General features: G+C 62.1%; 25 protein-coding genes. 13 read left to right on the top strand and 12 right to left on the bottom strand.

The window, feature by feature from the left end; all coding sequences use genetic code 11:
- Positions 1–7: 7 nt before the first annotated feature.
- The 3 genes from J3A64_RS18605 to J3A64_RS18595 all read left to right on the top strand — a co-directional run bounded on the left by J3A64_RS18605 (position 8) and on the right by J3A64_RS18595 (position 2,682).
- Positions 8–1,744 (top strand): dihydroxyacetone kinase family protein, encoded by a 1,737-nt coding sequence (locus J3A64_RS18605; protein ID WP_210065291.1) that lies wholly within the window; start codon positions 8–10, stop codon positions 1,742–1,744.
- Between the two features lie 10 nt (positions 1,745–1,754).
- Positions 1,755–2,213: a ribose-5-phosphate isomerase gene (locus J3A64_RS18600; RefSeq protein WP_014923292.1), complete on the top strand. Its 459-nt coding sequence runs from the start codon at positions 1,755–1,757 to the stop codon at positions 2,211–2,213.
- A gap of 85 nt (positions 2,214–2,298) precedes the next feature.
- On the top strand, positions 2,299–2,682 hold the full coding sequence (locus J3A64_RS18595) for a DUF1304 family protein (RefSeq protein WP_014923293.1): 384 nt from the start codon (positions 2,299–2,301) through the stop codon (positions 2,680–2,682).
- 259 nt (positions 2,683–2,941) lie between these two features.
- Here the strand turns inward: J3A64_RS18595 and J3A64_RS18590 are convergent, their stop codons facing one another.
- Both J3A64_RS18590 and dnaB read right to left on the bottom strand, forming a co-directional pair.
- Positions 2,942–3,664, bottom strand: coding sequence for a hypothetical protein (locus J3A64_RS18590; RefSeq protein ID WP_210065289.1), 723 nt, complete (start codon positions 3,662–3,664; stop codon positions 2,942–2,944).
- 99 nt (positions 3,665–3,763) lie between these two features.
- On the bottom strand, positions 3,764–5,152 hold the full coding sequence (gene dnaB, locus J3A64_RS18585; RefSeq protein WP_011776730.1) for a replicative DNA helicase: 1,389 nt from the start codon (positions 5,150–5,152) through the stop codon (positions 3,764–3,766).
- A gap of 592 nt (positions 5,153–5,744) precedes the next feature.
- On the opposite strand from dnaB, the gene J3A64_RS18580 reads away from it, so the two are divergent.
- The 3 genes from J3A64_RS18580 to J3A64_RS18570 are packed head-to-tail and all read left to right on the top strand — an operon-like array spanning position 5,745 to position 7,256.
- The gene (locus J3A64_RS18580; protein WP_210066246.1) at positions 5,745–6,218 is read left to right on the top strand and encodes a hypothetical protein; all 474 of its coding nucleotides are present in this window, start codon (positions 5,745–5,747) and stop codon (positions 6,216–6,218) included.
- 7 nt (positions 6,219–6,225) lie between these two features.
- The gene (locus J3A64_RS18575; RefSeq protein ID WP_014923298.1) at positions 6,226–6,801 is read left to right on the top strand and encodes a hypothetical protein; all 576 of its coding nucleotides are present in this window, start codon (positions 6,226–6,228) and stop codon (positions 6,799–6,801) included.
- A 29-nt stretch (positions 6,802–6,830) separates the two neighbouring features.
- Positions 6,831–7,256: a thioesterase family protein gene (locus J3A64_RS18570; RefSeq protein WP_210065287.1), complete on the top strand. Its 426-nt coding sequence runs from the start codon at positions 6,831–6,833 to the stop codon at positions 7,254–7,256.
- A 52-nt stretch (positions 7,257–7,308) separates the two neighbouring features.
- Here J3A64_RS18570 and J3A64_RS18565 read toward each other — a convergent pair whose 3' ends face one another.
- Positions 7,309–7,665 (bottom strand): zf-TFIIB domain-containing protein, encoded by a 357-nt coding sequence (locus tag J3A64_RS18565; RefSeq protein WP_286139956.1) that lies wholly within the window; start codon positions 7,663–7,665, stop codon positions 7,309–7,311.
- Between the two features lie 10 nt (positions 7,666–7,675).
- On the opposite strand from J3A64_RS18565, the gene J3A64_RS18560 reads away from it, so the two are divergent.
- Entirely contained in the window at positions 7,676–8,251 is a 576-nt protein-coding gene (locus tag J3A64_RS18560; protein WP_210065285.1) for a MepB family protein, read from the top strand.
- Here J3A64_RS18560 and J3A64_RS18555 read toward each other — a convergent pair.
- From J3A64_RS18555 to J3A64_RS18545, 3 genes are all read right to left on the bottom strand, one after another.
- Positions 8,237–8,863 carry an FMN reductase gene (locus J3A64_RS18555; RefSeq protein WP_043470896.1) on the bottom strand — a complete coding sequence of 209 codons (627 nt, stop codon included), beginning with the start codon at positions 8,861–8,863 and terminating at the stop codon, positions 8,237–8,239. The two genes, J3A64_RS18560 and J3A64_RS18555, sit on opposite strands and share 15 nt — an antisense overlap.
- 111 nt (positions 8,864–8,974) lie before the next feature.
- Positions 8,975–9,301, bottom strand: coding sequence for an alpha/beta hydrolase (locus J3A64_RS23780; protein WP_307807209.1), 327 nt, complete (start codon positions 9,299–9,301; stop codon positions 8,975–8,977).
- A 105-nt stretch (positions 9,302–9,406) separates the two neighbouring features.
- Positions 9,407–10,483: an alpha/beta hydrolase gene (locus J3A64_RS18545; protein WP_210065284.1), complete on the bottom strand. Its 1,077-nt coding sequence runs from the start codon at positions 10,481–10,483 to the stop codon at positions 9,407–9,409.
- Positions 10,484–10,711: 228 nt separating this feature from the next.
- Here J3A64_RS18545 and J3A64_RS18540 point away from each other — a divergent pair, with 228 nt between their 5' ends.
- The 5 genes from J3A64_RS18540 to J3A64_RS18520 are packed head-to-tail and all read left to right on the top strand — an operon-like array spanning position 10,712 to position 16,382.
- Positions 10,712–12,154 carry a GntP family permease gene (locus J3A64_RS18540; protein WP_043470899.1) on the top strand — a complete coding sequence of 481 codons (1,443 nt, stop codon included), beginning with the start codon at positions 10,712–10,714 and terminating at the stop codon, positions 12,152–12,154.
- A gap of 43 nt (positions 12,155–12,197) precedes the next feature.
- Positions 12,198–13,448, top strand: coding sequence for a CaiB/BaiF CoA-transferase family protein (locus tag J3A64_RS18535; protein WP_011776738.1), 1,251 nt, complete (start codon positions 12,198–12,200; stop codon positions 13,446–13,448).
- Positions 13,445–14,422, top strand: coding sequence for a hydroxymethylglutaryl-CoA lyase (locus tag J3A64_RS18530; protein ID WP_011776739.1), 978 nt, complete (start codon positions 13,445–13,447; stop codon positions 14,420–14,422). Before J3A64_RS18535 ends, J3A64_RS18530 begins: the two co-directional genes overlap by 4 nt.
- A 2-nt stretch (positions 14,423–14,424) precedes the next feature.
- On the top strand, positions 14,425–15,414 hold the full coding sequence (locus tag J3A64_RS18525; RefSeq protein WP_210065282.1) for a D-glycerate dehydrogenase: 990 nt from the start codon (positions 14,425–14,427) through the stop codon (positions 15,412–15,414).
- On the top strand, positions 15,411–16,382 hold the full coding sequence (locus J3A64_RS18520; protein ID WP_210065280.1) for a glycerate kinase: 972 nt from the start codon (positions 15,411–15,413) through the stop codon (positions 16,380–16,382). The genes J3A64_RS18525 and J3A64_RS18520 overlap by 4 nt, the downstream gene beginning before the upstream one ends.
- Positions 16,383–16,391: 9 nt before the next feature.
- Here the strand turns inward: J3A64_RS18520 and J3A64_RS18515 are convergent, their stop codons facing one another.
- Positions 16,392–16,841, bottom strand: coding sequence for an SRPBCC family protein (locus J3A64_RS18515; RefSeq protein WP_011776742.1), 450 nt, complete (start codon positions 16,839–16,841; stop codon positions 16,392–16,394).
- Between the two features lie 80 nt (positions 16,842–16,921).
- Positions 16,922–17,215 carry a DUF4287 domain-containing protein gene (locus J3A64_RS18510; RefSeq protein ID WP_011776743.1) on the bottom strand — a complete coding sequence of 98 codons (294 nt, stop codon included), beginning with the start codon at positions 17,213–17,215 and terminating at the stop codon, positions 16,922–16,924.
- 158 nt (positions 17,216–17,373) lie between these two features.
- On the opposite strand from J3A64_RS18510, the gene J3A64_RS18505 reads away from it, so the two are divergent.
- Entirely contained in the window at positions 17,374–18,225 is an 852-nt protein-coding gene (locus J3A64_RS18505; RefSeq protein ID WP_210065278.1) for a hypothetical protein, read from the top strand.
- A gap of 6 nt (positions 18,226–18,231) precedes the next feature.
- On the opposite strand, the gene J3A64_RS18500 is transcribed toward J3A64_RS18505, so the two are convergent.
- The 4 genes from J3A64_RS18500 to J3A64_RS18485 are packed head-to-tail and all read right to left on the bottom strand — an operon-like array spanning position 18,232 to position 20,905.
- A complete protein-coding gene (locus J3A64_RS18500; protein ID WP_210065277.1) occupies positions 18,232–19,131 on the bottom strand; it encodes a diacylglycerol kinase family protein in 900 nt (299 codons plus the stop codon).
- A gap of 32 nt (positions 19,132–19,163) precedes the next feature.
- Complete coding sequence (locus J3A64_RS18495) at positions 19,164–19,919, bottom strand: class I SAM-dependent methyltransferase (protein ID WP_210065275.1); 756 nt, start codon at positions 19,917–19,919, stop codon at positions 19,164–19,166.
- Positions 19,919–20,089: a hypothetical protein gene (locus tag J3A64_RS18490; RefSeq protein WP_014923310.1), complete on the bottom strand. Its 171-nt coding sequence runs from the start codon at positions 20,087–20,089 to the stop codon at positions 19,919–19,921. The genes J3A64_RS18495 and J3A64_RS18490 overlap by 1 nt, the downstream gene beginning before the upstream one ends.
- Positions 20,090–20,113: 24 nt before the next feature.
- Positions 20,114–20,905: an IclR family transcriptional regulator gene (locus tag J3A64_RS18485; protein ID WP_011776748.1), complete on the bottom strand. Its 792-nt coding sequence runs from the start codon at positions 20,903–20,905 to the stop codon at positions 20,114–20,116.
- Positions 20,906–20,916 lie beyond the last annotated feature (11 nt).

Raw genomic sequence — 20,916 nt, 5'->3', positions numbered from 1 at the left:
ACCCACCATGACCAGAATCTTCAACGATCCCGCCGACTTCGCTGACGAAGCCCTCGCCGGTTTCTGTGACGCGCACTCGGACCTTGTCCGCCACGTGGAAGGCGGTGCAGTCCGCCGCGGCCGCGCAGCAACTCCGAAGGTCGCCGTCATCACCGGCGGCGGCTCGGGACACTACCCGGCATTTGCCGGCATCATCGGACAGGGCTTCGCCGACGGTGCCGTGGTGGGCAACATCTTCACCTCACCCTCGGCCCAGCAGGCCTACTCTGTGGCCAAGGCCGCCAACTCCGGAGCCGGCGTCGTGTTCAGCTACGGCAACTACGCCGGGGATGTCATGAACTTCGGCATGGCCAGCGAACGCCTGAATGCTGAGGGCATCCCGACGGAGAACGTGCTGGTCACAGACGACATCGCCAGCGCCTCCCCCGAGGAGATCGAGAAGCGCCGCGGCATTGCCGGGGACTTCGTGGTTTTCAAAGTCATGGGTGCTGCTGCCGAAGCCGGGCTGGACCTCCACTCCGTGGTTCGTTTGGGGCGCAAGGCGAATGAGTTCACGCGAACCATCGGCACGGCATTCAGCGGCTGCACCTTCCCCGGCGCCGAGCAGCCCTTGTTCCGCCTTCCCGAAGGACAGATGGGCCTGGGCCTGGGTATCCACGGCGAGCCTGGACTGTTCGATACCGAGCTGCCGTCCGCCGTCGAGCTCGGCCAGGAACTGGTCCGACGGGTGCTGGCGGAACCTCCTGCGAGCGATTCAACGCGGCTGGCCGTGATCCTCAACGGGTTGGGTTCCACCAAGCACGAGGAACTGTTTGTCCTCTGGCGTACCGTGGCCCCGCTGCTTCGCGAGGCCGGCTACACGCTAGTGATGCCGGAAGTGGGAGAGCTGGTGACCAGCCTGGACATGGCCGGGGCCTCGCTGACGCTGACGTGGTTGGACGAGGAACTGGAGCAGTACTGGACCGCTCCCGCCCTGACACCGGCATACCGCAGGGGTGCGGTTGGTTTTGACGTGGCATCCGCTGACGCGGATGAAGCTGACGTGGACGCCCTCACCGCTGCCGACTACTCCTCAACAGAGGCCTCGCGTGCCTACGCCGCACAGTGCCTGCGAGCCGTGGACACCACGACGGCCTTGTTGCGTGACTCCGAATCGCTGCTGGGCGACATGGATGCGATCGCCGGAGACGGCGACCACGGCCGAGGCATGGTCCGCGGATCCGCGGCAGCACTCGAGGCCGCGGCTGTTGCTTTTGAACGCGGCGCCGGCGCTGGTTCGCTACTGGCCGCTGCCGGCGATGCGTGGGCGGATAAGGCCGGCGGCACGTCGGGCGTCCTCTGGGGTGCCGGACTGCGCGCCTTTGGCGAACGGTTGGGAGACGCAGAAACCCCGACGCCGGACGTCCTCGCCCAGGCTGTTCGAGCCTTCGCGGACCGCATCGCGAGCCTCGGGAAAGCCGAAATCGGCGACAAGACCATGATGGATGCACTGCTTCCCTTCGCGTCCTCACTGGAGGACCGCATCTCCTCCGGCACTGTTGCGGAGGACGCTTGGGCAGCTGCCGCAGCCGAAGCCACAACGGCTGCTGCGTCCACCGCGGAACTTCGCCCGCTCAAGGGCCGTGCCCGGCCGCTGGCCGAAAAGAGCATCGGCACGCCGGATCCCGGGGCGACGTCGCTCGCCATGGTGTTCGCCGCCGTCGGGCCCCATTTCACAGCCGTTCCTGTCCCCGCTACCAACTAGGAGAATTTTCATGCGCATCATTGTGGGCGCCGACGAAGCCGGCGTTGATTACAAAGACCGAATCATGGCCGATCTTGAGGCCGACTCCAGGATCACCGAAGTGATCGACATCGGAGTGAACCGCGCGGATGAGGACTTCACCAGGCCCTACCCCTACGTGGGCATCGCCGCCGGTGAAATGATCCGGGACGGCAAGGCTGACCGGGCCATCCTTTTCTGCGGCACGGGAATCGGCGTGGCAATCGCGGCCAACAAGGTTCCGGGCATCAGGGCCACGGCAGCCCATGATTCGTTCTCCGTGGAGAGGTCCATCCTGTCCAACGACTGCCAGGTCCTCACCATGGGCCAACGCGTTGTGGGCGTGGAACTGGCCCGTCGCTTGGCCAAGGAGTGGATCGGCTACGCCTTCGATCCCTCCTCGGGGTCGGCCGCCAAGGTGAAGGTGCTCAGCGACTTCGAGGGCTGCTAGAGCCTCTTGAACGGCGCTGCCTCGTCGGCGTATTCTCCACAAACAGGCATTGGGGTTTACTGGCTCCGATCTGGAGGGCGCGCTCATGAATCTACTGAGCCAGATTTTCGCCGGGGGCACTGCCCTGGCCCTGATCAGCGTGGGCTTGTTGGAGATATTCCGGCACGGCGATCAGCGACTCCACCGGATTTTCCTGATCGAACCTGATGATGTTCGGGCCGTACGCATGTGGGCAATGAACGTTGGCGCCTACAACATGGCCTTCGGACTGGGGATCGCCACCGGACTGTGGATGGTGAACGTCGGTGGGCAAACGGCCGGCGGCTCGGCGATTGTGATCTTCTGCTGCGCCAGCCATATCTTTCTAGGTTTCTGGCTGTGGGTCACGGAGAAACGCCTGCTCATCAGCGCCGTTGGACAGGCGCTCTTTCCAGGCCTGGCAGTGATCTTCTATATGTTGTTCGGCTAACCGAACCCTAGCCTCGGTTGGGAGGAAGATTTCCAGGCCACAGGAAACTTGGTTCGCCCGATTGCGCTCGGCATGGCTACCACGCATCTGGCGGCCGGACATTCTGTGATCATGCCGCAGTTTCTCGACGCCGAGGACGAAGTCTTGTTGTTTCGGCGTGCTACTACAGGGGCAGGCGCCGGCTTTAGCCACTTCGTCGGGCACCAAAAAGGGCTCTACTGGCGGATGAATTTACGCCGGTAGAGCCGTCTTGGGTGTACTACTTGATGAGCGCGGCTGCCTGGTCCAGGAGTGCGCCGGCTGCTTCCGGCCCACCGACTGCACCTTCTGTACCGGATGAGGTTGCAGAGATCAGGACACCGTCTTTGATCACGTGCGCGGTGTAGATTGCTCCTGTTTTTCCATCAGGAGTGACCATGAGGGTCTTGAAAGCAGCCGTGCCTGGCACGCTTCCCACGCCATCTACCTTCTCGGTGGAAGTGGTGACTGACTGACCTTCCGCGGTGAATGTCACTTTCTTGCATGCCTCTGCCTGAGATTTGCGTGTGTCCACGTTCTCCTGCAGGAGCGCGACGTCCACGCCTGAGGTAAGCGACACGTTGCTGAAGAAATCGTTGGTTTTGGTCCGTGCCGTGCCGGCAGTGGTCGATCCTGCTACAGGCTGGGGCACTCCTAGGTTGCCGAGGTCCTTGCACCCGGCCGGTTCGACCGCCACTTTGCCAAAGGTGTCCGTGATCGGGTCGAACTGATCCAGAAGCTCCTCACCGGAAAGGACAGCAGGGCTGCTGCCGTCGGAAGCCTTGATCTGCTTGACCAACGCCACGAGCTCTTCATCGGTGTACTGCTTAGCAGGCGTGGGCGTAGCTGTGGCAGTTTCGCTTGCCGGGGCCGACGCTGGTGCTGCCGCGGTACCCCCACCACATGCGGTCAACGCCACGACCATCAGTGTCGATGCCCCAAGTCCGATCAGCGAATACTTCATGTGTGTTCCCCCAAATTAGTTTCATTGATGCGCCCGCAGACACGGACTAAACAACACTACTGGCCTGACTCCTCCCATGAGGGCAGGCCACGCAGCCTGCTAGAAGCCGCCGCCACCAGCACTCGTTTCGCCCGCCATGTTGGCAAAGCGCGAGTAGTGGCCCTGGAACGCCACAACGATGTCCTTGGTTGGACCGTTACGGTGCTTGGCGATAAGGATGTCGGCCTCGCCGGCGCGGGGTGATTCTTTGTCGTACACGTCTTCGCGGTGCAACAGGATCACCATGTCGGCGTCCTGCTCGATGGAGCCGGATTCACGGAGGTCAGAAACCATCGGGCGCTTGTCCTGGCGCTGCTCGGAACCACGGTTCAGCTGTGACAGGGCGATGACGGGAACCTGCAACTCCTTGGCCAGTAGCTTGAGGGCACGCGAAAACTCGGAGACTTCCTGCTGGCGGGATTCCACCTTTTTGCCGGAGCTCATGAGCTGGAGGTAGTCGAGGATGACGAGTTTGAGGTCGTGCTGCTGCTTCAGGCGGCGGCACTTGGCCCGGATCTCCATGAGGGACATGTTGGGGCTGTCATCGATGAACAGCGGAGCGTCGTTCATGCGGCCCATGGTGGTGGCGATCTTGGACCATTGCTCGTCCTTGATGGTGCCCTTACGGAGGTCCTGCAGACCGATCGTGGCTTCTGCGGAAAGAAGGCGCATGGCGATCTCGTTCCGGCCCATTTCCAAAGAGAACATGACGGTGGCCAGGTTGTTCTTGATGGCGGCCGAACGCGCGAAGTCCAATGCGAAGGTGGACTTACCAACGGCCGGGCGTGCCGCGATGACAATCATCTGGCCCGGGTGCAGGCCGTGCGTCAGCTCGTCCAGCTCGTAGAAACCGGTGGGAACGCCGGTCATGCCCTCGCCGCGGTGGCCGGAGGCCTCGATCTCATCCACGGTGGATTCCATGACGTCCTTCAACGCCACGTAGTCTTCCGCCGTACGCTTTTCAGCCACCGCGTACACCTCGGCCTGGGCCTGGTTGACGAGGTCTTCCACTTCGCCGTCTTGGCCGTAGCCCATCTGGACAATTTTGGTTCCGGCGTTGACAAGGCGGCGCAGCACTGCGCGTTCCGCAACAATCTCGGCGTAGTAACCGGCGTTGGCAGCAGTAGGGACTGTTTGGATGAGCTCGTGGAGGTAGGCAGGGCCTCCGATCCGGTTGATCTCGCCACGCTTGGTCAGTTCATCCGAAACGGTAACGGCGTCGGCGGGTTCGCCACGGCCGTAGAGATCGATGATGGACTCATAGATGGTCTCGTGTGCGGGCCGGTAGAAGTCGTGCCCGCGAACGATCTCAACCACATCGGCGATCGCGTCCTTGGAGAGCATCATGCCGCCGAGTACTGACTGTTCAGCAGGGATGTCCTGGGGAGGTTTCCGGCTCGAGTCCGAAGCGCGTGAGCCCTCGATTGAGTCCAAGTGCGTAACTGACAAAGCCGTCCTCCATTTGTGTACCGCTGCAGAGATGTGTTCCCTGGCGGCCCGTAAAGCGCAGTGCGTGGGCTACGGGTCCGTCTGGTGCATCTGACGATGGCAGGCAGGTCCGACAGAATAAGCCGTATCCACAAGTTATCCACAGTCGAATCCGTGGACCCGCTATAAGCACTGACTTTTTTGGAGTCCAAGAAACTCATCGCGGGCTATTCGTGCCCAAAATGGACACTTCAGACACGTTACAGCAGGCGGCTGACACCCCCTGTGGAAAAGCTGTGGAATACCAGTCCCACGTTGTGCACAGACTGTGCGTTACCCTGTGGATAGAGAAATTCTTTTCGAGGAAAATAGGCTCTGACCTGCGCAAACGTTCTTCACACGCTGTGGACTGGAGAAAGTTTTGGAGGGAATTAATCCACAGAGGCCACAGCTGATGGGGTCATTCCAGTGGGCGAAATCATGTTAAACATGCCGCAGATGTGATGCACCTTACATGGAGCGCCTTAATTTGACACAGGCCTCTCAGAAGCCTATGCCGGAAGTGGAATGTGCTGTGGATAACCAACTTCTGGCATAAGCTCTAATCATGGGGATGAACTTTGGTGACGTACTGACGATTGTCCTTCCGCTCCTTGTCTTAGTGGGCTTGCTGTGGGCGCTCACGGCGGCCTTCAAACCGCGCGACACAGGCGTCTCGGACGCTGAGAGGTATCAGCGCGAGCTGGCGGCACGTTCCGCTGCGCACCAAGCTTCCCAGGTGCAGGAGGCGCTGGCTCTCCGCGCGCGGATCGAAGCCACCACCAAGCCGAGCCAGAACGAGGCCAGCCATAGGGAACAGGCGGAGAACACCAGGACGGCCATCCAGGCACAAGCGGCACGGTCTCACGCTGCCGGCCAAACGGGACACCAGCCCGCCATACTTCCCAATGGTCAACTGAACCCTCAACTCGCCTTCGAGCTGCAGAACCTGGTTCGCAGTGGGAAAAAGATCGAGGCCATTAAGGTCCTGCGCCAGGCCACCCACTCAGATTTGCTTACCGCCAAGAACTACGTAGATCGGCTCTGACAACGCCATGGACTCCATCCTCATCCCGCTCCTGATCCTCATTGCGGTCATTGCGGGCGTGCTCCTGCTTATTCGCTCGTTCACCAAGCGCTCGGCGGAAAGCAAAGCCGACATCGCAGCAGCGAATGCCCCCAAGGACCCGGTGGAGCTGGCCAGGGAGTCTGCGGCAAAGCTCAACCAGGAACAGCACCGGCAGCTTTACTCGCTCATTGCCCAGGGGCAGGGCATGGCGGCCATCAAGCTTTACTTGCAGGCCACCGGCGAGGGCCTGCGGGCTTCGCGTAACGCCGTAGGCGCGCTGGCGGCGCACCCGCAGCCATTCACACCGGAAGCTCCGGCCAAAGATTTGCTTGCCGACGATGACGACGAACCCGAACGTTTCCCCTACAGGTACCGGGCAATCGTCAGCAAAGGCGACGTCACCCGCGAAGTGAGCAGCAACATGCTCAACGACGAGATCTACGGACGTATCCGAACGCTGGCAAAAAGCGGTGACGTTGAGGGCGCGGCACTTGCGCTGACGCGCCACTCAGACATCAACATTAAGCAGGCCCGCGAGTTCATTGAACTTTTGGACGACTGACGTAGAGGAAGCCGTCGAGGGAGAGCTGAATGCCGGGGGCACCGATTGTTTACAAGAGCACACACCGGGTCAAGTTCTCAGAGCTCGATCCGTATAACCACGTGAACACGGGCGTCTACGCGTCGTACTACGCAGATCACCGGATGGAGGGCCTACGGGACTATGTTGGCTGGGATCTGGAGACCCTGGGCAAGCTGCCATTCATGGTCTGGGTCCGGAGAATGGAGATCGATTTTCTGCAGCCTGTCCGGGGCGATCAGGAGATTGTCATCACGTCGTTCGTGCGTGAGTTCCGCGGTTCCAGTGCATTTATCGAGTGCTCCATGACCGACGCCCGCGGAAATCCGGTGTCGCGCTGCCTCATGACCGTCGCCTACGTCGACAAGGAAACGAGACGCGCGACGGACTGGCCTGCCGACGTTATGGCGCTGTTCTTCGAGAAAGAAACGTCCTGAGCGCATTCCCTGCCCGCCGTAGCGGAAACCACTTCCGGCCCGTCCACGGAAACTAAAAGTCGAACAGATCCCCCAGGAAGCCTTCCTTCTTCTTGCGCTTGCGGCCGTACTGGTCACGATTGCCCCCGTCGCGGCGATCGTAGTCCCTTCGGTCATAGTCGCGCCGGTCCCTATCGTCGTACCGCGGCTGCTGAGGCCGGGACTCGAAGGGGTTGTAGATAGGTGGCGGCGCGATGGGCGGCTGTGACGGCGCGGCGGCGGGCCGGGCAGGCGCGGGGATGGTTTCAGCCGCGACGCGATCAATGATCTTGTCCAGCTCCCCACGGTCCAGCCACACACCCCTGCACTGCGGGCAGTAGTCGATCTCCACGCCGCTTCGTTCGCTCATCACCAGGTCAATGGAATCCACAGGACACTTCATGTTTGCCCCAACGATCGGACCGGGCAATAAGTTCGGCCTGTCCAAGGTCCGGGATTCAGGAGGTGGGAAGCCCCGCATGCATACTGAACGGATGATGCATCCGGACGTCGTCGAAGCGCAGCGGCTTGTACAAATGCTTGGGAGGGAGTGTTCCCCGCCATCTCCCGAGGCAGACAACGCTGAATACGGAGCCGCAACCGCCACCAGCGGCCCAGGGCTGATCCGCTTCCGGGTTGGAAAGGTCACCCCCACCAAGGTGGGCTTGTTCGTTGCGGTGTGGCGTCGCGCAGCGGCCGGAGGAACGGAACCTTTCCCGGCGGACGGCCCTTCCGCGCACGACACAGACATTCTGGTGGTCTCAGTCCGGGAATCGGAGAACTCCGGTCATTTCCTCTTTCCCCGGTCCGCCTTGGTCACTCATGGAATTTGTTCCGTTAATGGCAGCGGCGGGAAGCGCGGGTTCCGCGTTTATCCTCCGTGGTCGGTGACGCCGAATCGCCAAGCACAAGTGACCCAAGAGTGGCAGGGCGCATTCTTCCACCACTCCCCCGCACGCCCCCTACCTGCCTGCTGAGATCCCGGCGAGCAACTGCTCGAACGGCAGCGACTCAAGTGCGTCATTCTTGCGGTGCGGCTGGGGGCCGCTGAGCAGCTGCACGAGTTCACCCGCGGCCCGGTCCACGCGCGCCGAGAGGGGCGACCCGCCGTCGTCGGTGTTTCCCCAGTCCTGGGGCCCTGCAAAGACGCCGGTAGCCGCGATCCTGGTGCGCAAGTAGCTGAACAGGGGACGCAAGGCGTAGTCGAGGACCATCTGATGGCGGTCAGTTCCGCCCGTGGCACCCAGCAGAACGGCTTTGCCCTCCAGCGACTTCGGGTCCAGGACATCGATAAATGACTTGAACAGTCCGCTGTAGGAGGCGCTGAAGACGGGACTGACGGCGATGATGGCGTCGGAATTCTCGACGCCGGCAATCACGTCCGCGAGGCGCGGTGCGGCATAGCCCGTGACGAAGTTGTTGGCGATGTCCACGGCGAGGTCCCGCAGTTCGACGATGTCGATCGTCGCTTGGTACCCTGCCGCGCGCAGCTGCCGCTCGGCCGAGGCAGCCAGCTGGTCGGCCAGCAAGCGGCTCGACGACGGTACGCCGAGTCCGGCGGAAAGGACGGTGATGCGGCGGGTTTCCATGGCATTCTCCTGTTTCTCGTTCATCCAGCTTACATGCATTTGCATCTAAATCTATGAACAGGGGTATGCTCCGAAGTATTCCCGGGGGCAGTTAGGGAGTCCCGAGCTGCCTCAAGAACGCCACCGTGGCGGCAGAAATCTGCTCTTTCGCCACCTCGCGGTCCACCGTCGCTTCGCCGTCACCCGGCTGCGGGACTCCAAGGGATAGGAGCCATAGAGGAGCAAGCCGCTCACGGCCGAGTGGTCCAACGCGAAGGTGCTCGCGCTGACTCCGCCCAGCGAGTGACCTCCCACTGCCCAATTAGTGACGCCGGGGTGCTCGGTGATGACGCCGAGAGCCTGACGTCCGTCCAGCAGGCTGAGGTTCAGCGGAGTCTTCAGGATGACAACAAGGAATCCGGCATCCACGAGGGAATCAGTAGCGTTGCTGCGGCACACACTGCGGATGCCCAGAAGAGGGTTGGCCTGCGCGGCGCGGGAAGCGCCTCAGGGGTGGAAGTCATACGTCAGATACTTTGAATCACCCTGCTTGGCGGCCCCTGACTACTGCCGTAGAGCGTGCGTGGACAGGAAATCGAACGTCCTGTCCCGCGCCTCGCGGGCCTCGTCAAAGTTCAGGTGGAACTGGTACTCGTGCGGCAACTCAGGCTCATGGGTGGCAGGCCAGAAGAGCTCGGTAACGGGAACCCCGGCATCCTTCAAGCGGTTGCTGTAGGGCACGGATTGCAACCACGTGAGGCCGTCACCATTACCACCGCTGATGAACGTTGGCGGGAAGTCCTCGGTCACGAAGTCAATGGTGGACATGGTGGCACCGGCGTAGGTAGCGGACCAGTCCTTGGTGCCCGTATAGGCCCAGAGTGACGTCTTGAAACCCCAGGCTACGATTCCGCTGAGGTCCGCCATGGCGCGGAGGTCGTAGACACCGCAGTGAAGGATGGTGGCCGCGAGATCCGACTTCTGAAGGGCGGGCTGGATTCCCATCAGATTCGCATACTCAGGGTTCACGGTGAGTGTGGTCATCTGGCTCGCGAGCTGCGCGCCGGCAGAGTCCCCGGCCAAGACGATGCGGCTGGTGTCCACGTTCAACTCAGTGGCGTTGGCTTTGATGTAGGCAAGTGCGTCGTTGATGTCCCGCACCGCCGTAGGATAAGTGGCCTCAGGAGCGATCGGATAACTCATGCCAATAGTGGTGTAGCCCTCAGCCGCGAGTATCTGAAGATACGGATTCACGTCGCGTTGGGCCCCGGAAATCCAGGCGCCCCCGTGAATCCACACCACAGTGGGTAGCGGCGCGGCAGTCCCTGCAGGACTAAAGACATCGAAAGTTGAACCGGGCTTGTAGGCGACACCCATCTCCGTTTGCAACGGCGTGTCCGGAACGTACGGCGTCATCTCGTCGATGGTCGCCTGTGCCCCGCGTTCAAAGACGCTTCGAATCAACATCGCGGAAGGCCACGGCGTAGCGGAAAGCGCCAGGAGGACTACCAGCACCAGCAGGATCGCCAGGTCCAGCTTCCGCAGCCGTGAGGATCGTTTTCGTGGAGGACGTGAACCTGAACCAGTAACCACTGATTCGCCCTGCTTCGTGCTGGCTTGGATCGATTCCAACGGTCTCATCACACACTCCCCCGGTCGGTGTACCTGTGGACCATGCTAAGGCCGCAGGTTCGTTTCAGACGTCAGCCCCTTCCCAGCGCAGCGCAACCGCACAAAGAATCCACTTAGTTTCGGAATAAGCTTGCAATATGAGTTCAAACTCATAATATGGGATTAGTGATGTGGCCTGCCTCACGGTGCGCATCAGATTCCAGCCTTCAGTGCGGAAGGCCCAACGATCGGATTCCCATGTCAGACATTGCTGTTCTGATCAACACAGCTGTCGCAGTTCTAGCGGCTGTCCTGTTGATCGTCCGCTTCCGGGTCAACCCGGTGATTTCCCTGATCCTCGCTTCCGTTTATCTCGGTCTGGCGGTGGGCCTCGGCGTCGAGAAAACCGTCAAAACCATCACCGGCGGCTTCGGCGAGATCATGGTGGACGTCGGCCTGCTCATCGCCTTCGGCGTCCTGATGGGCTCCATCCTCAACCAGAGCGGCGCGATCCGGCGCCTCGTGGAGCACCTTCTCAAGACCTTCGGGCCCAAGCGACTCCCCTACACCATGGGCTTGGCCATCGGAACGGTCCTGCAGTCGATCTTCCTGGACGTCTTGCTGGTCATCTCAGCACCACTTGCCCGCAAGCTGGCCCCGAAAATCGGTAAGCTCGGCACGGCCCGAATGGCTACCGCCATGGCCATCGCGCTGGAGTGCGGCATCGTGTTCACCGTTCCCGGCGTCGCCTCACTAGCCTTGGCCGGCTTGCTGAACGTCCCGCTTGGCAAAATGCTCCTCTTCGGTTTGCTCCTTGTGATCCCCACGATCATCATCTCGATTGCCATCATGACCTTCCTGTTCCGCCGCGGATTCTGGAACGAGGCAAAGGACGAGGACCACACGTTCGTTGCCGAGGAAGACAGCGAAGGCGAGGAACCCACAGACGGTGGCGCAGCAACTGTCCCGCCCACGGCAAACAGTGAGCGTGGCACGGCTGCATCCAGCGCCCAACCCGCCGGCGGAAGCGTCGCCGTCGTCGAACGCGAACGCAAAGAAGCCCCACTGATCCTGCTCTTCGCACCGTTGCTGACGTCCCTGCTCCTCATCGGCGCCGGGGCAATCCTTGAAATCCTTGAGATCTCAATGCCTTGGCTGCAGCTCCTCGGCGAGCCAGTGATCGCCCTCCTTATCGGTCTCATCGGGACCTGCTTGGTGACCCGTGCTGCCATCGGTCAGAAGAAGGTTGAGGAGGCCATCGCTGTTGGCTTCAAGGAAAGCGGTCAAATCCTCATCCTCACCGGCGTCGGCGGCTCGCTCGCCGCGACAGTTGCGGCAGCTGGCTTGGGTGACATTCTGGGCGGATTCTTCTCCGCCAGCACGGTGGCTCCGCTGCTGGTGGTCTGGGCCATCGCAGCAGTGCTGCACATCGCCGTCGGGTCCGTGACATTGTCCGCCATCACGGCTGCAGGGCTGCTGGCACCCATCGCTCCGGCCATTGGCCTTGATCCGGTACTGCTGGCACTCGCTGCCGGCGCGGGATCGCTCTTCATGGTTCACGTCACCAGCAACACGTTCTGGCTCCTGCAGTCACTTTTGGGTCAGAGTGTGAGGGGTGCACTCAAATCGGTCACGGTGGGAGTGTCCGTAGCCTCCGTGGTGGCGATCCTGCTGATCCTGCCCATGAGCCTGCTGTTCTGACCGACCCCGCCAACCGTCTACCCACCACGCACGAAAGAAGACCATGACACACCAAACAATCGCCCCTCTGGACGGCGTCCGGGTCCTGGAACTCGGCAATTACATTGCCGCACCTACGGCCGGCCGGCTACTCGCCGACTTCGGAGCTGAGGTCATCAAGGTGGAACGGCCGGGAACCGGCGACGAACTACGCAACTGGCGCCTGCACAAAGGCAACACGTCCATGCTGTACCGCACCCTGAACCGCAACAAAAAGTCAGTGGTCCTTGATCTCCGGACCGAGGCCGGCAAGCAGGCAGTGCTGGAGCTCGTGGCCAAGTGCGACATCCTTTTGGAAAACTTCCGCCCCGGCACCCTGGAAAAGTGGGGCCTGGGCCCCGAAGTCCTCAACGAAGCGAACCCGGACCTCATCGTTACCCGCATCTCTGCCTTCGGGCAGACGGGCCCGCTGTCCGAGCGGCCCGGTTTCGCCGCCGTCGCCGAAGCCTACGGAGGGTTCCGGAACCTGGTGGGTGACCCGGACCGCGCGCCGGTTCGCGTGGGCGTCTCGATTGGAGACTCGATTGCGGGCTTGTATGCCGCCTTCGGTTCCATGATGAGCCTGTACCAGCGTGAAGCACGACGCCGGGACTCGGCTGGTGCTGTTCCGCTCACCGAGCGCATCATCGACGTCGCGCTGAATGAGGCCATGTTCTCCATGATGGAATCGCTGATTCCGGACTACCAGGCCTACGGCGTGGACCGGCAACGTGTGGGTGGCCGGATGGAGGGCATCGCTCCTTCCAACGCGTACGTGTGCAAGGACGGTGCGAGCATCGTGGTGGCCGGGAACGGTGACTCGATCTACCAGCGGTACATGCAAACCATCGGCCGTCCGGACTTGGCGGAAGACCCTTCCCTGCAGACAAATGCCGGGCGCTGGGCCAAGCGTGAAGAACTGGATCAGGCCATCGGCGAATGGGCCGCCACGCTTTCCGGCGCCGAAGCCCTTGCATCCCTCGAAGCCGCCGGTGTTCCCGCAGGACCCATCTACACCGCGGCGGACATCAGCACGGACAGCCAGTACGCCGCCCGCAACATGATCCAGAAGTTCGACGTTTCCACTGGCGAGGAAATCCTTCCCGGCGTCGGATTCCCCGGCATTGTTCCAGTGATCGGGGACCAGTCCCTGCCCATCCGGAACCTGGGCCCGGACTTGGGCGAAAACACGCAAGAAATCCTTGGCGGGCTCCTGAACATGGATGCCACGCAGATCAATGCGGCCTCAGGCCGCGAGGAGGCCCTCCGACCATGAACCGCTTTGAAAGCCCCCTTGCTGCCACGCTGGGCAACGCCATCCTCAGGGACGTCACCCTGCGTGACGGACTCCAACTGACCGGCAAACTCCTGCCCACTGAGCAGAAGATCGAGACAGTCCGTGAGCTGCTGCGCCTGGGCGTGCCGGCCATCGAGCTCGGCTCCATGGCCCGCGCGGACTTGGTCCCCACCATGGCGAACACGCTGGAAGTGGTCCAAGCCCTCACCCCCGAGGAACTGGACAAGTGCTGGATCTGGGTAGCCACTCCCGGTCACGTCGCGAAGGCATCAGCCGCTGGTGCCCGCAACTTCCAGTACTGCCTGTCCGCCTCGGATTCGCACAACAAGGCGAACATCGGGCGCACCACTGATGAGAGCCTGGCCGCCTTGCCCGAGGCTATTGAGTACACCCGCGCAGTAAATGGCCAGATCCAGCTGTGCATTGCAACCTCCTTCACGTGCCCGTTCGAGGGTTACGTTCCGGAGGAGCGCATTCTTTCGATCGCCAACGATCCCCGCACTGAGGGCACCACGGACATCGTCATCTGCGACACCCTTGGACAGGCAGTGCCAGCGCAGGTATCCCGGCTAATCACCCGGGTCCGGGACGAGTCCCCTGCACGCCGGATCGTGTATCACGGCCACGACACCTGGGGCCTGGGCGTGGCCAACACTCTTGCCGCCATCCAGGCCGGTGCCGCAATGGTGGACGGTGCCCTCGGTGGACTGGGCGGCTGCCCGTTCGCACCCGGCGCGAGCGGCAACACCTCCAGCGAAGACATTCTTTTCGCAACACGTCCCGAGTGGCTGACCCCGGATGTCTTCGGCGAACTTGTAGTGCTTTCGGAAAAACTGTTGGCGGAACTGGGCGAACCGAACCGCTCCAAGGCTGCCCAAGGCGCGCGTTCCAAGGCTGAGGCCTTTGACTGGGTCATGCCATCCGCCCAGCCTTCCGCCACAGGAGGCAACTAGGCATGGGGAACCACTACCTGGTCACCACAGCCATTCCCGAGCCCGGCCTGCAGTTGCTGTCCGACGCCGGTCAGGTGACCGTACTGCCGGAGCCACCGGACTACGCGACGCTCGCCGCGCTGTGCGCCTCCGGCGATTACGACGTAGTGCTCACCCAGTTGCGCGACGTCATTGACGAACCGCTGCTGGCGAACGCCCGGGTGAAGGGTGTTTCCAACTACGCAGTGGGCTACAACAATATCGACGTGGACGCCGCCACCCGGCACGGCATCCTGGTGGGCAACACCCCGGGTGTCCTGACAGATGCGACGGCGGACGTTGCCATGCTGCTGATCCTCGGCACCGCACGCCGCGTGGTGGAATCGGACCGTGTGGTCCGCGATGGGAAATTCCTTGGGTGGGAACCTGAGTTCATGCTGGGCCGGGACGTTTCCGGTGCTGTGCTTGGCTTGGCCGGATTCGGCAGGATCGCCCGCGCCGTTGCCCGACGCGCCCTGGGCTTCGGCATGGAAGTGCTCTTCTCACCACGGCCGCCCGGCGACCGGCCGGTTAGCGATGAGGAACTCGGCGAATTCGCGGGCACGGTCCGGCAGGTACCGTGGGATTCTCTGGTGGAGCGCAGCGATTTCCTGTCCCTGCACGTCCCCCTCAACGAGCAGACCCGGCACCTGGTGGACGCAGATGTTTTGGGCCGCATGAAGTCCGACGCCATCCTCATAAACACCGCCCGCGGCCCTGTGGTGGACGAGTCGGCGCTGGTTGAAGCCTTGCGCAACGGAGTGATCGGCGGGGCTGGTTTGGATGTGTTCGAGGACGAGCCTCGACTCGCGGCCGGCCTTGCCGAACTCCCCAACACGGTCCTCCTGCCTCACGTGGGCAGCGCAACCGTGCCGGTCCGCGCCGAAATGGCCAGGCTCAGCGCCCTCAACGCGATCGCCATCGCCGAAGGCCGCTTGCCGCTCCATCCCGTCGACCCGCTTTCGCGAGCATGACCATACTGGTGGCCCCGGACAGTTTCAAGGGAACATACACGGCAGCAGAGGTGGCGGCGGCCATCGCGGCAGGAATTCACGACGGCGGCGGCTCGGCTACGCAGCTTCCCGTCGCCGACGGCGGCGAGGGGACTTTCGAGGCGCTCTGCCGCAGCCTTCGCGCCTCTCCGGTGAGTGTCGACGTCGTCAATTCCTGGGGTGAGCCGCTGCGTGCCATACTTGGGCTGGCCGCGGACGGAACCGCCGTCGTCGAGGTTGCGCAGGCTAGCGGGTTGTCGGCCGCGCGCACTACTCCGCAGGACGCGATGTCGGCCAGCACCTATGGCACCGGGCTCCTGATCTCCGCGGCAGTCAACCTCGGAGCAAAGCACATCCTGGTGGCTGCGGGTGGTTCGGCAACCACCGACGGAGGTACAGGCGCTGTGCGGGCAATCACCGAAAACGGTGGGCTTGGCGACGCCCGCCTGACCGTTCTTTCGGACGTCACCACTACGTTCTTGGAGGCCGCGCGGGTCTTCGGGCCGCAGAAGGGCGCGGATCCAGCCACGGTCCTTTTGTTGGAGGAGCGCTTGGAGCGCCTGGCTCCCTCACTTCCGCGCAACCCTTCCGGCGTCCCCCGTACCGGCGCTGCGGGTGGGCTGTCCGGCGGGCTGTGGGCGCACTTCAACGCCGAACTGGTATCCGGCGCCGGCGCCGTGTTGGATGCCGCCAACTTCGATTCCTTGCTGGGTACTGCCGAAATCGTGGTGGTGGGTGAGGGACGTTTAGACTCGCAGACAGGAGAGGGAAAGATCATTTCGGCCATCTTGGAGCGTGTGCGTCAATCAGGACGGGAAGTTCCGGTGGTGGCAGTGGTGGGGTCTGTTCACGAGGACCTAGGCAGTTATGCACTGAACTTCGCGGACGTCATGGTGGCAACCGACGTTGACGCCATGCGGGCTGCGGGCACGGCAATCGCGTCGCTTTAGTTCTGGTTGTTAGTTTGTCCTTCCGGCCCCGCCCGCAGCCATGAGTTCCAGGCGCCTGAGGGTCTCGCGGTTTCGTACCGAGATCATGGGATCCCGCAGGGCTTTGGGGACCACTTTTCCCGGGCCGCGCACTGCGTCTTCGGCAATGGAGACGCGGCATTGGGAGCCTCCAAGGTCCTCCAGCGTGATCAGCACCTTGGCCTCGCCCATGGGCCAGCCCCGGGCAAGCAGCTCCAGCTTTCGGCCCGCTTCCATGGCGGTGACGCTGGTGCTGTCATCGATAAGGAAAGGCCACGAGCCTACGGAATGGTGCAGCTTTGAGCCCACTTGTGGCCATTGGTCGTCCACGGCGCGGATCCTCGAGGCACCCACAACCCAGCCCGGATAGAGCCAGCCGTCTTCGATGACCTTCCAGATGTCAGTGGCGGGGGATTTGAACAGCTGCGTCACGGTGGACATGGTATTCCTCTCAGCGTGCTCATCTGGAAGTAACTTAAGACCAAGCTAAGCATGCTTAGTGTTGGCCCGCCACTCTCGCATCAAGTAGCCGGTTTGCTGGCCTTGCCGTCCAACCAAAGCGTGTCCGACTCATCCCGGTGCGTCCCATCCGTTCCTACATGCTTACTGTCGATCTTGGGGCCCTTCTTGATGACATGCACAAGCGCCATACCGTGGCCACGGCCAAGATCGTAATCGGCTTTGAGCCATTCAAGAATGGTCCCCGCCTTCACCGACGGGTCCTTGAAGCCCTTGGCGTCCGCGATTTCAACCAGTTGCCGCGGGGTAAGCCCGGTTTTGTCTTCAATGGCGTCAAGGTAGGCCTGGAAGGACATCAGTGTTGCCTTTCGCTTTTTCTTTCATGGGCGGATCTAATAATTGGTGACTCTACGTGATGGGGCCGACATCAAAAACGCTTCGGGTACCGGCTGCTTGCCTGCGCCCCTACACTGATCGCATGGTGTGCCGAGGGTGGCGTTCTTTCGCGGTAGGCATGGCCGTCGTTCTCGCCCTGCCGCTCCTTGCTGGGTGTAATTCACCTGACTCAGAACCGCAACCCACCACCGGAAATGCAGGCCCCATCACTGTTGAGATCAATCAGTCCAGGGACCAATACGGCAAGCAAGCCATCCAGATTCAGCTCACCAACACTACGGATTCGCCACTGACCGTGACCGGGGCCCGACTGCGCTCCACGCTGTTTGAAGGCGACATCACCTGGGAGCCCACGGAGGGCAGCCTTGAGTTGCCACCCCGCCAGCCCAAGAGCCTTTCTGCGGCCTTGCCGACTGCGGCATGTGGGACGTCATCTACAGATTCGAGCCGAGAAGCGGAGGCCCGGATCAGGTACTCAGAACCGGGCAAGGAACTCGCGGAGGAGTACGCCAGCGCTTCCGATCCCTTCGGCGTCCTGACCAGGAACGCCAGCGAGCTGTGCACCGCAACGGAAGCAACCGCCGTCGCCACCATAGTTTTGGACCCGGAACTGGAAGTGGCCGGAGACGGTCGCACCGCCGTCGTGCGCCTTGTCATCACGCCACGCACGGGAGGGGCGGCTCAAAGCCTGACCATTGAATCGATCGACGGAACCACGTTACTGGCGGAATCCCCCACTGCCCCTTGGCCCAGGAACGTCGCGGTGGGCATGGTGAAGCAGGAACTGCCGCTGACCATCCGACCAGCCCGCTGTGATCCTCATGCTGTGGCTGAAGACAAGGTGGGAACCCTCCTGCCGTTGAGGATCACTGTGGGCGAACGGCAAGGCGTGCTGAAGATTGCGGCGTCGAATGAGTTGCGAGGCAAGATCTACGACTTCGTCACCTCAGCCTGCGCCGGGGCGGGCTAAGCGGGCCTAACCAAGGGTAGCCAAGGCTTGAGGAGCGCTCTCCACAGTGACCTTGACGTTGGCTTCCACGCTCTTCACCTCGCCGTCCATTTGGTACGGCAGCGGCTTGAGCGTGGTGAATTCGTAGCTGCTCACGCTCGGCTGATCGCCCAGCCCCTGCGTAGTGGCTTTGAGGGCCGTCAAAAGAACGCGCCACTTGGGCATGTGCGGAAAGACGATGACTTCAAACTTTCCGTCAGACGGGTGGTCCTCTGCTTCACTGAGCGTGGCGTACTTAGCCATCTCATTGATGTTGGCGAAGACAAGGCCGTCGAACTTGCGGCGCTTCCCATCAGACTGGCGAATGGCGAAGGGCTGGAACTCGGAGAAGGACTTGATGACCGTCACCATCTCCTTCAGCGCGCCCTTGCTGCCCTTTTCAAGCTCAGTGGCCACCACCGGGGTGAGGCCAAATCCGATATAAGAATGTGCGTATTCAAGGGGCTCATTCTCTTTTTGGCCCGTATGAATGCGGAGAAGGTCAATGTTGTGAACCCGGCCTTCGGCAATGGCCTCTTCAAGGGGCTTGGTGCCGATAATCCGGCTATGGTCATTGGCATTGCCCGCGGCCAGTACTGCTGCGACGGCCCGCGGGTTGTCGGCCTGCATCACACCGTTGACAACCTCGTTGTAGCCGCCATCTCCACTCACGGAAACCACAAGAACATCGCCGCCCTTTGAGGCCGCTTCCCGCGCCAAGTCCACCGCATGCCCGGCGTGCTCCGTGGGCTGGAGGGTGATTTCGGGCTGGTACGTGAGCAGCTCCTTGAGCTTGCCATGCAACTGCTGCGCCAGCTCAGGCGCGTCCCCGGTGCTGTTGGGATTGAAGATGATGACAATCGACTCGAAAGTCCGTGCAGAATCCATACGTGCTCCTCCTAGGTGCGCCCTTTTAACCTCTACCCAATTCGCTGGGCGTCAATCAGGTGCCGGGTGGAGTGAGCGATGAAGGGGCGGCCAGCTCTCATCTGTTCATCCAACTCCTTGAGTCTGTCACGATAGCCCTCCACGGAGAAGTCGGGCACCCACCACACACACTTGCGCAGGATCCACACCACAGCGCCAACGTCGAAAAACTCCATCCGGCACCGGGCCGTGCGGAGGTCAGTTATGGTCAGGCCGGCAGCTTCCGCTGCCGCTGACTCGGCCTGCGGGTCGCGGCCCTTCCGTTGTTGCGGCAGCGGACCGAGGAAGTGCTCAATGAGTTCAAACGCCGACGCCGGGCCAACATGTTGGGCGAAATAGTGGCCGCCGGGGGCCAACACTCGGTGGATCTCATCCCAGTCCGGGCGAACGGGGTGCCGGGCTGTGACCAACTCGAATGACTCGTCAGGGAACGGCAACGGTGCGTCCGCGGTCACCTCAACCACCTCAACCCCGCGTGGACCGAGCCTTTCAACAGCGCGCCGTGCGTTGGGCGGCCATCCCTCAGTGGCAGACATACGTTCGGGAAATTCGCCGGCCTCCGAGAGGACCTCTCCCCCACCGGTATCAAGATCAAGGGCGCTCCGGACTGTGGCAAGTCGACCGGCCAGCAATTTTGCGAATCCCCAAGGCGGCCTTTCTTCGGTGGCCCTCCCATCCAGCCAGTGGAATCCCCAGCCTGTCACGTCGGCTTCGGCAGCCTCGTTCACCAAGGTTTCGAAGTCCCTCATCAGTGCCTCATCTTTTTCTCTGCTGCGAGTTGTGCAGCAACTTTGCCCATCAGGCTGTACGGAATCGGCTTGGCCAGTGGAAACTTCAGCGTCCCCTCCTGGAGGACCTGCTGAGTTGGCTCAGGCTGCGCTGAGATATAAGCATCCACGGTGGGATGTTTCTCAGACATTGCATTCTCCCTACGGTTGTAGATTCAGCTCTCGCCGGGGAACCGGCCACCAATCAGCCTTGTCATGTGCTCAGCTGTCGCCAGAAGGGGTTCAACCCAGGCCTCGCACGTCTCCAATGGCATTCTCAGCGTCGGTCCACTGATGGTCACGGCCCCCACCAAGCCCGCGGCGGAGTCGAAAACCGGTGCGGACAGGCCGGACGCGCCGTCTTCCCGCTCACCCACCGTGATGGCGAAACCATCCGCGTGGGTCTTCTTGACGGCTGCCTCAAGTTCCTCGGAGCTGGTGATGGTGTAGTCAGTGATGGATTCCAAGGGGTCCCGCAGGACAGCTTCCATCAGCTCCGGGGACCAAGCGAGCAGTACCCTGCCCGCTGAACCTGCGTGGAGCGGCACGATCTTGCCCAGATGCATCTCGCGACGCAGCGCGTGATGGGTATCGGCCATGGCGACGCACACCCGGTAGTGCTGCTCGGCTTTGAAGAAGCAGGCCGTTTCGCCCGTGGTATCCCTCAGGGTCTTGAGCAAAGGACTCAGGATGTCCACAACCTCCATGCCCCGGGTTGCAGGAGCCGCCCAGTACGCCATCCGCATGCCGATGCGGTAGGCGTCGCCCTCGCGGTCAAGGAAACCCTGCGATGTCAGATTCGTGACCAGCCGCTGCACTGTGGACGTGGGCATGCCGGTGAACTCTCGGATATCAGCCAACTGCAGCACCGGCTTGGACAAGGAAAAGGCATCCAAGATGGAGGTGATCTTGCCCAGGACAAGCAAAGGGTTGCCGTTGGCCTTCGCGGAAGCATCGGATACTGACATAGGACTCACGC

This window comes from Pseudarthrobacter sp. PvP004, from assembly GCF_017876035.1.
Classification (GTDB): Bacteria; Actinomycetota; Actinomycetes; order Actinomycetales; family Micrococcaceae; genus Arthrobacter; species Arthrobacter aurescens_A.
This window is presented reverse-complemented; position numbering and strand designations above follow the sequence as displayed.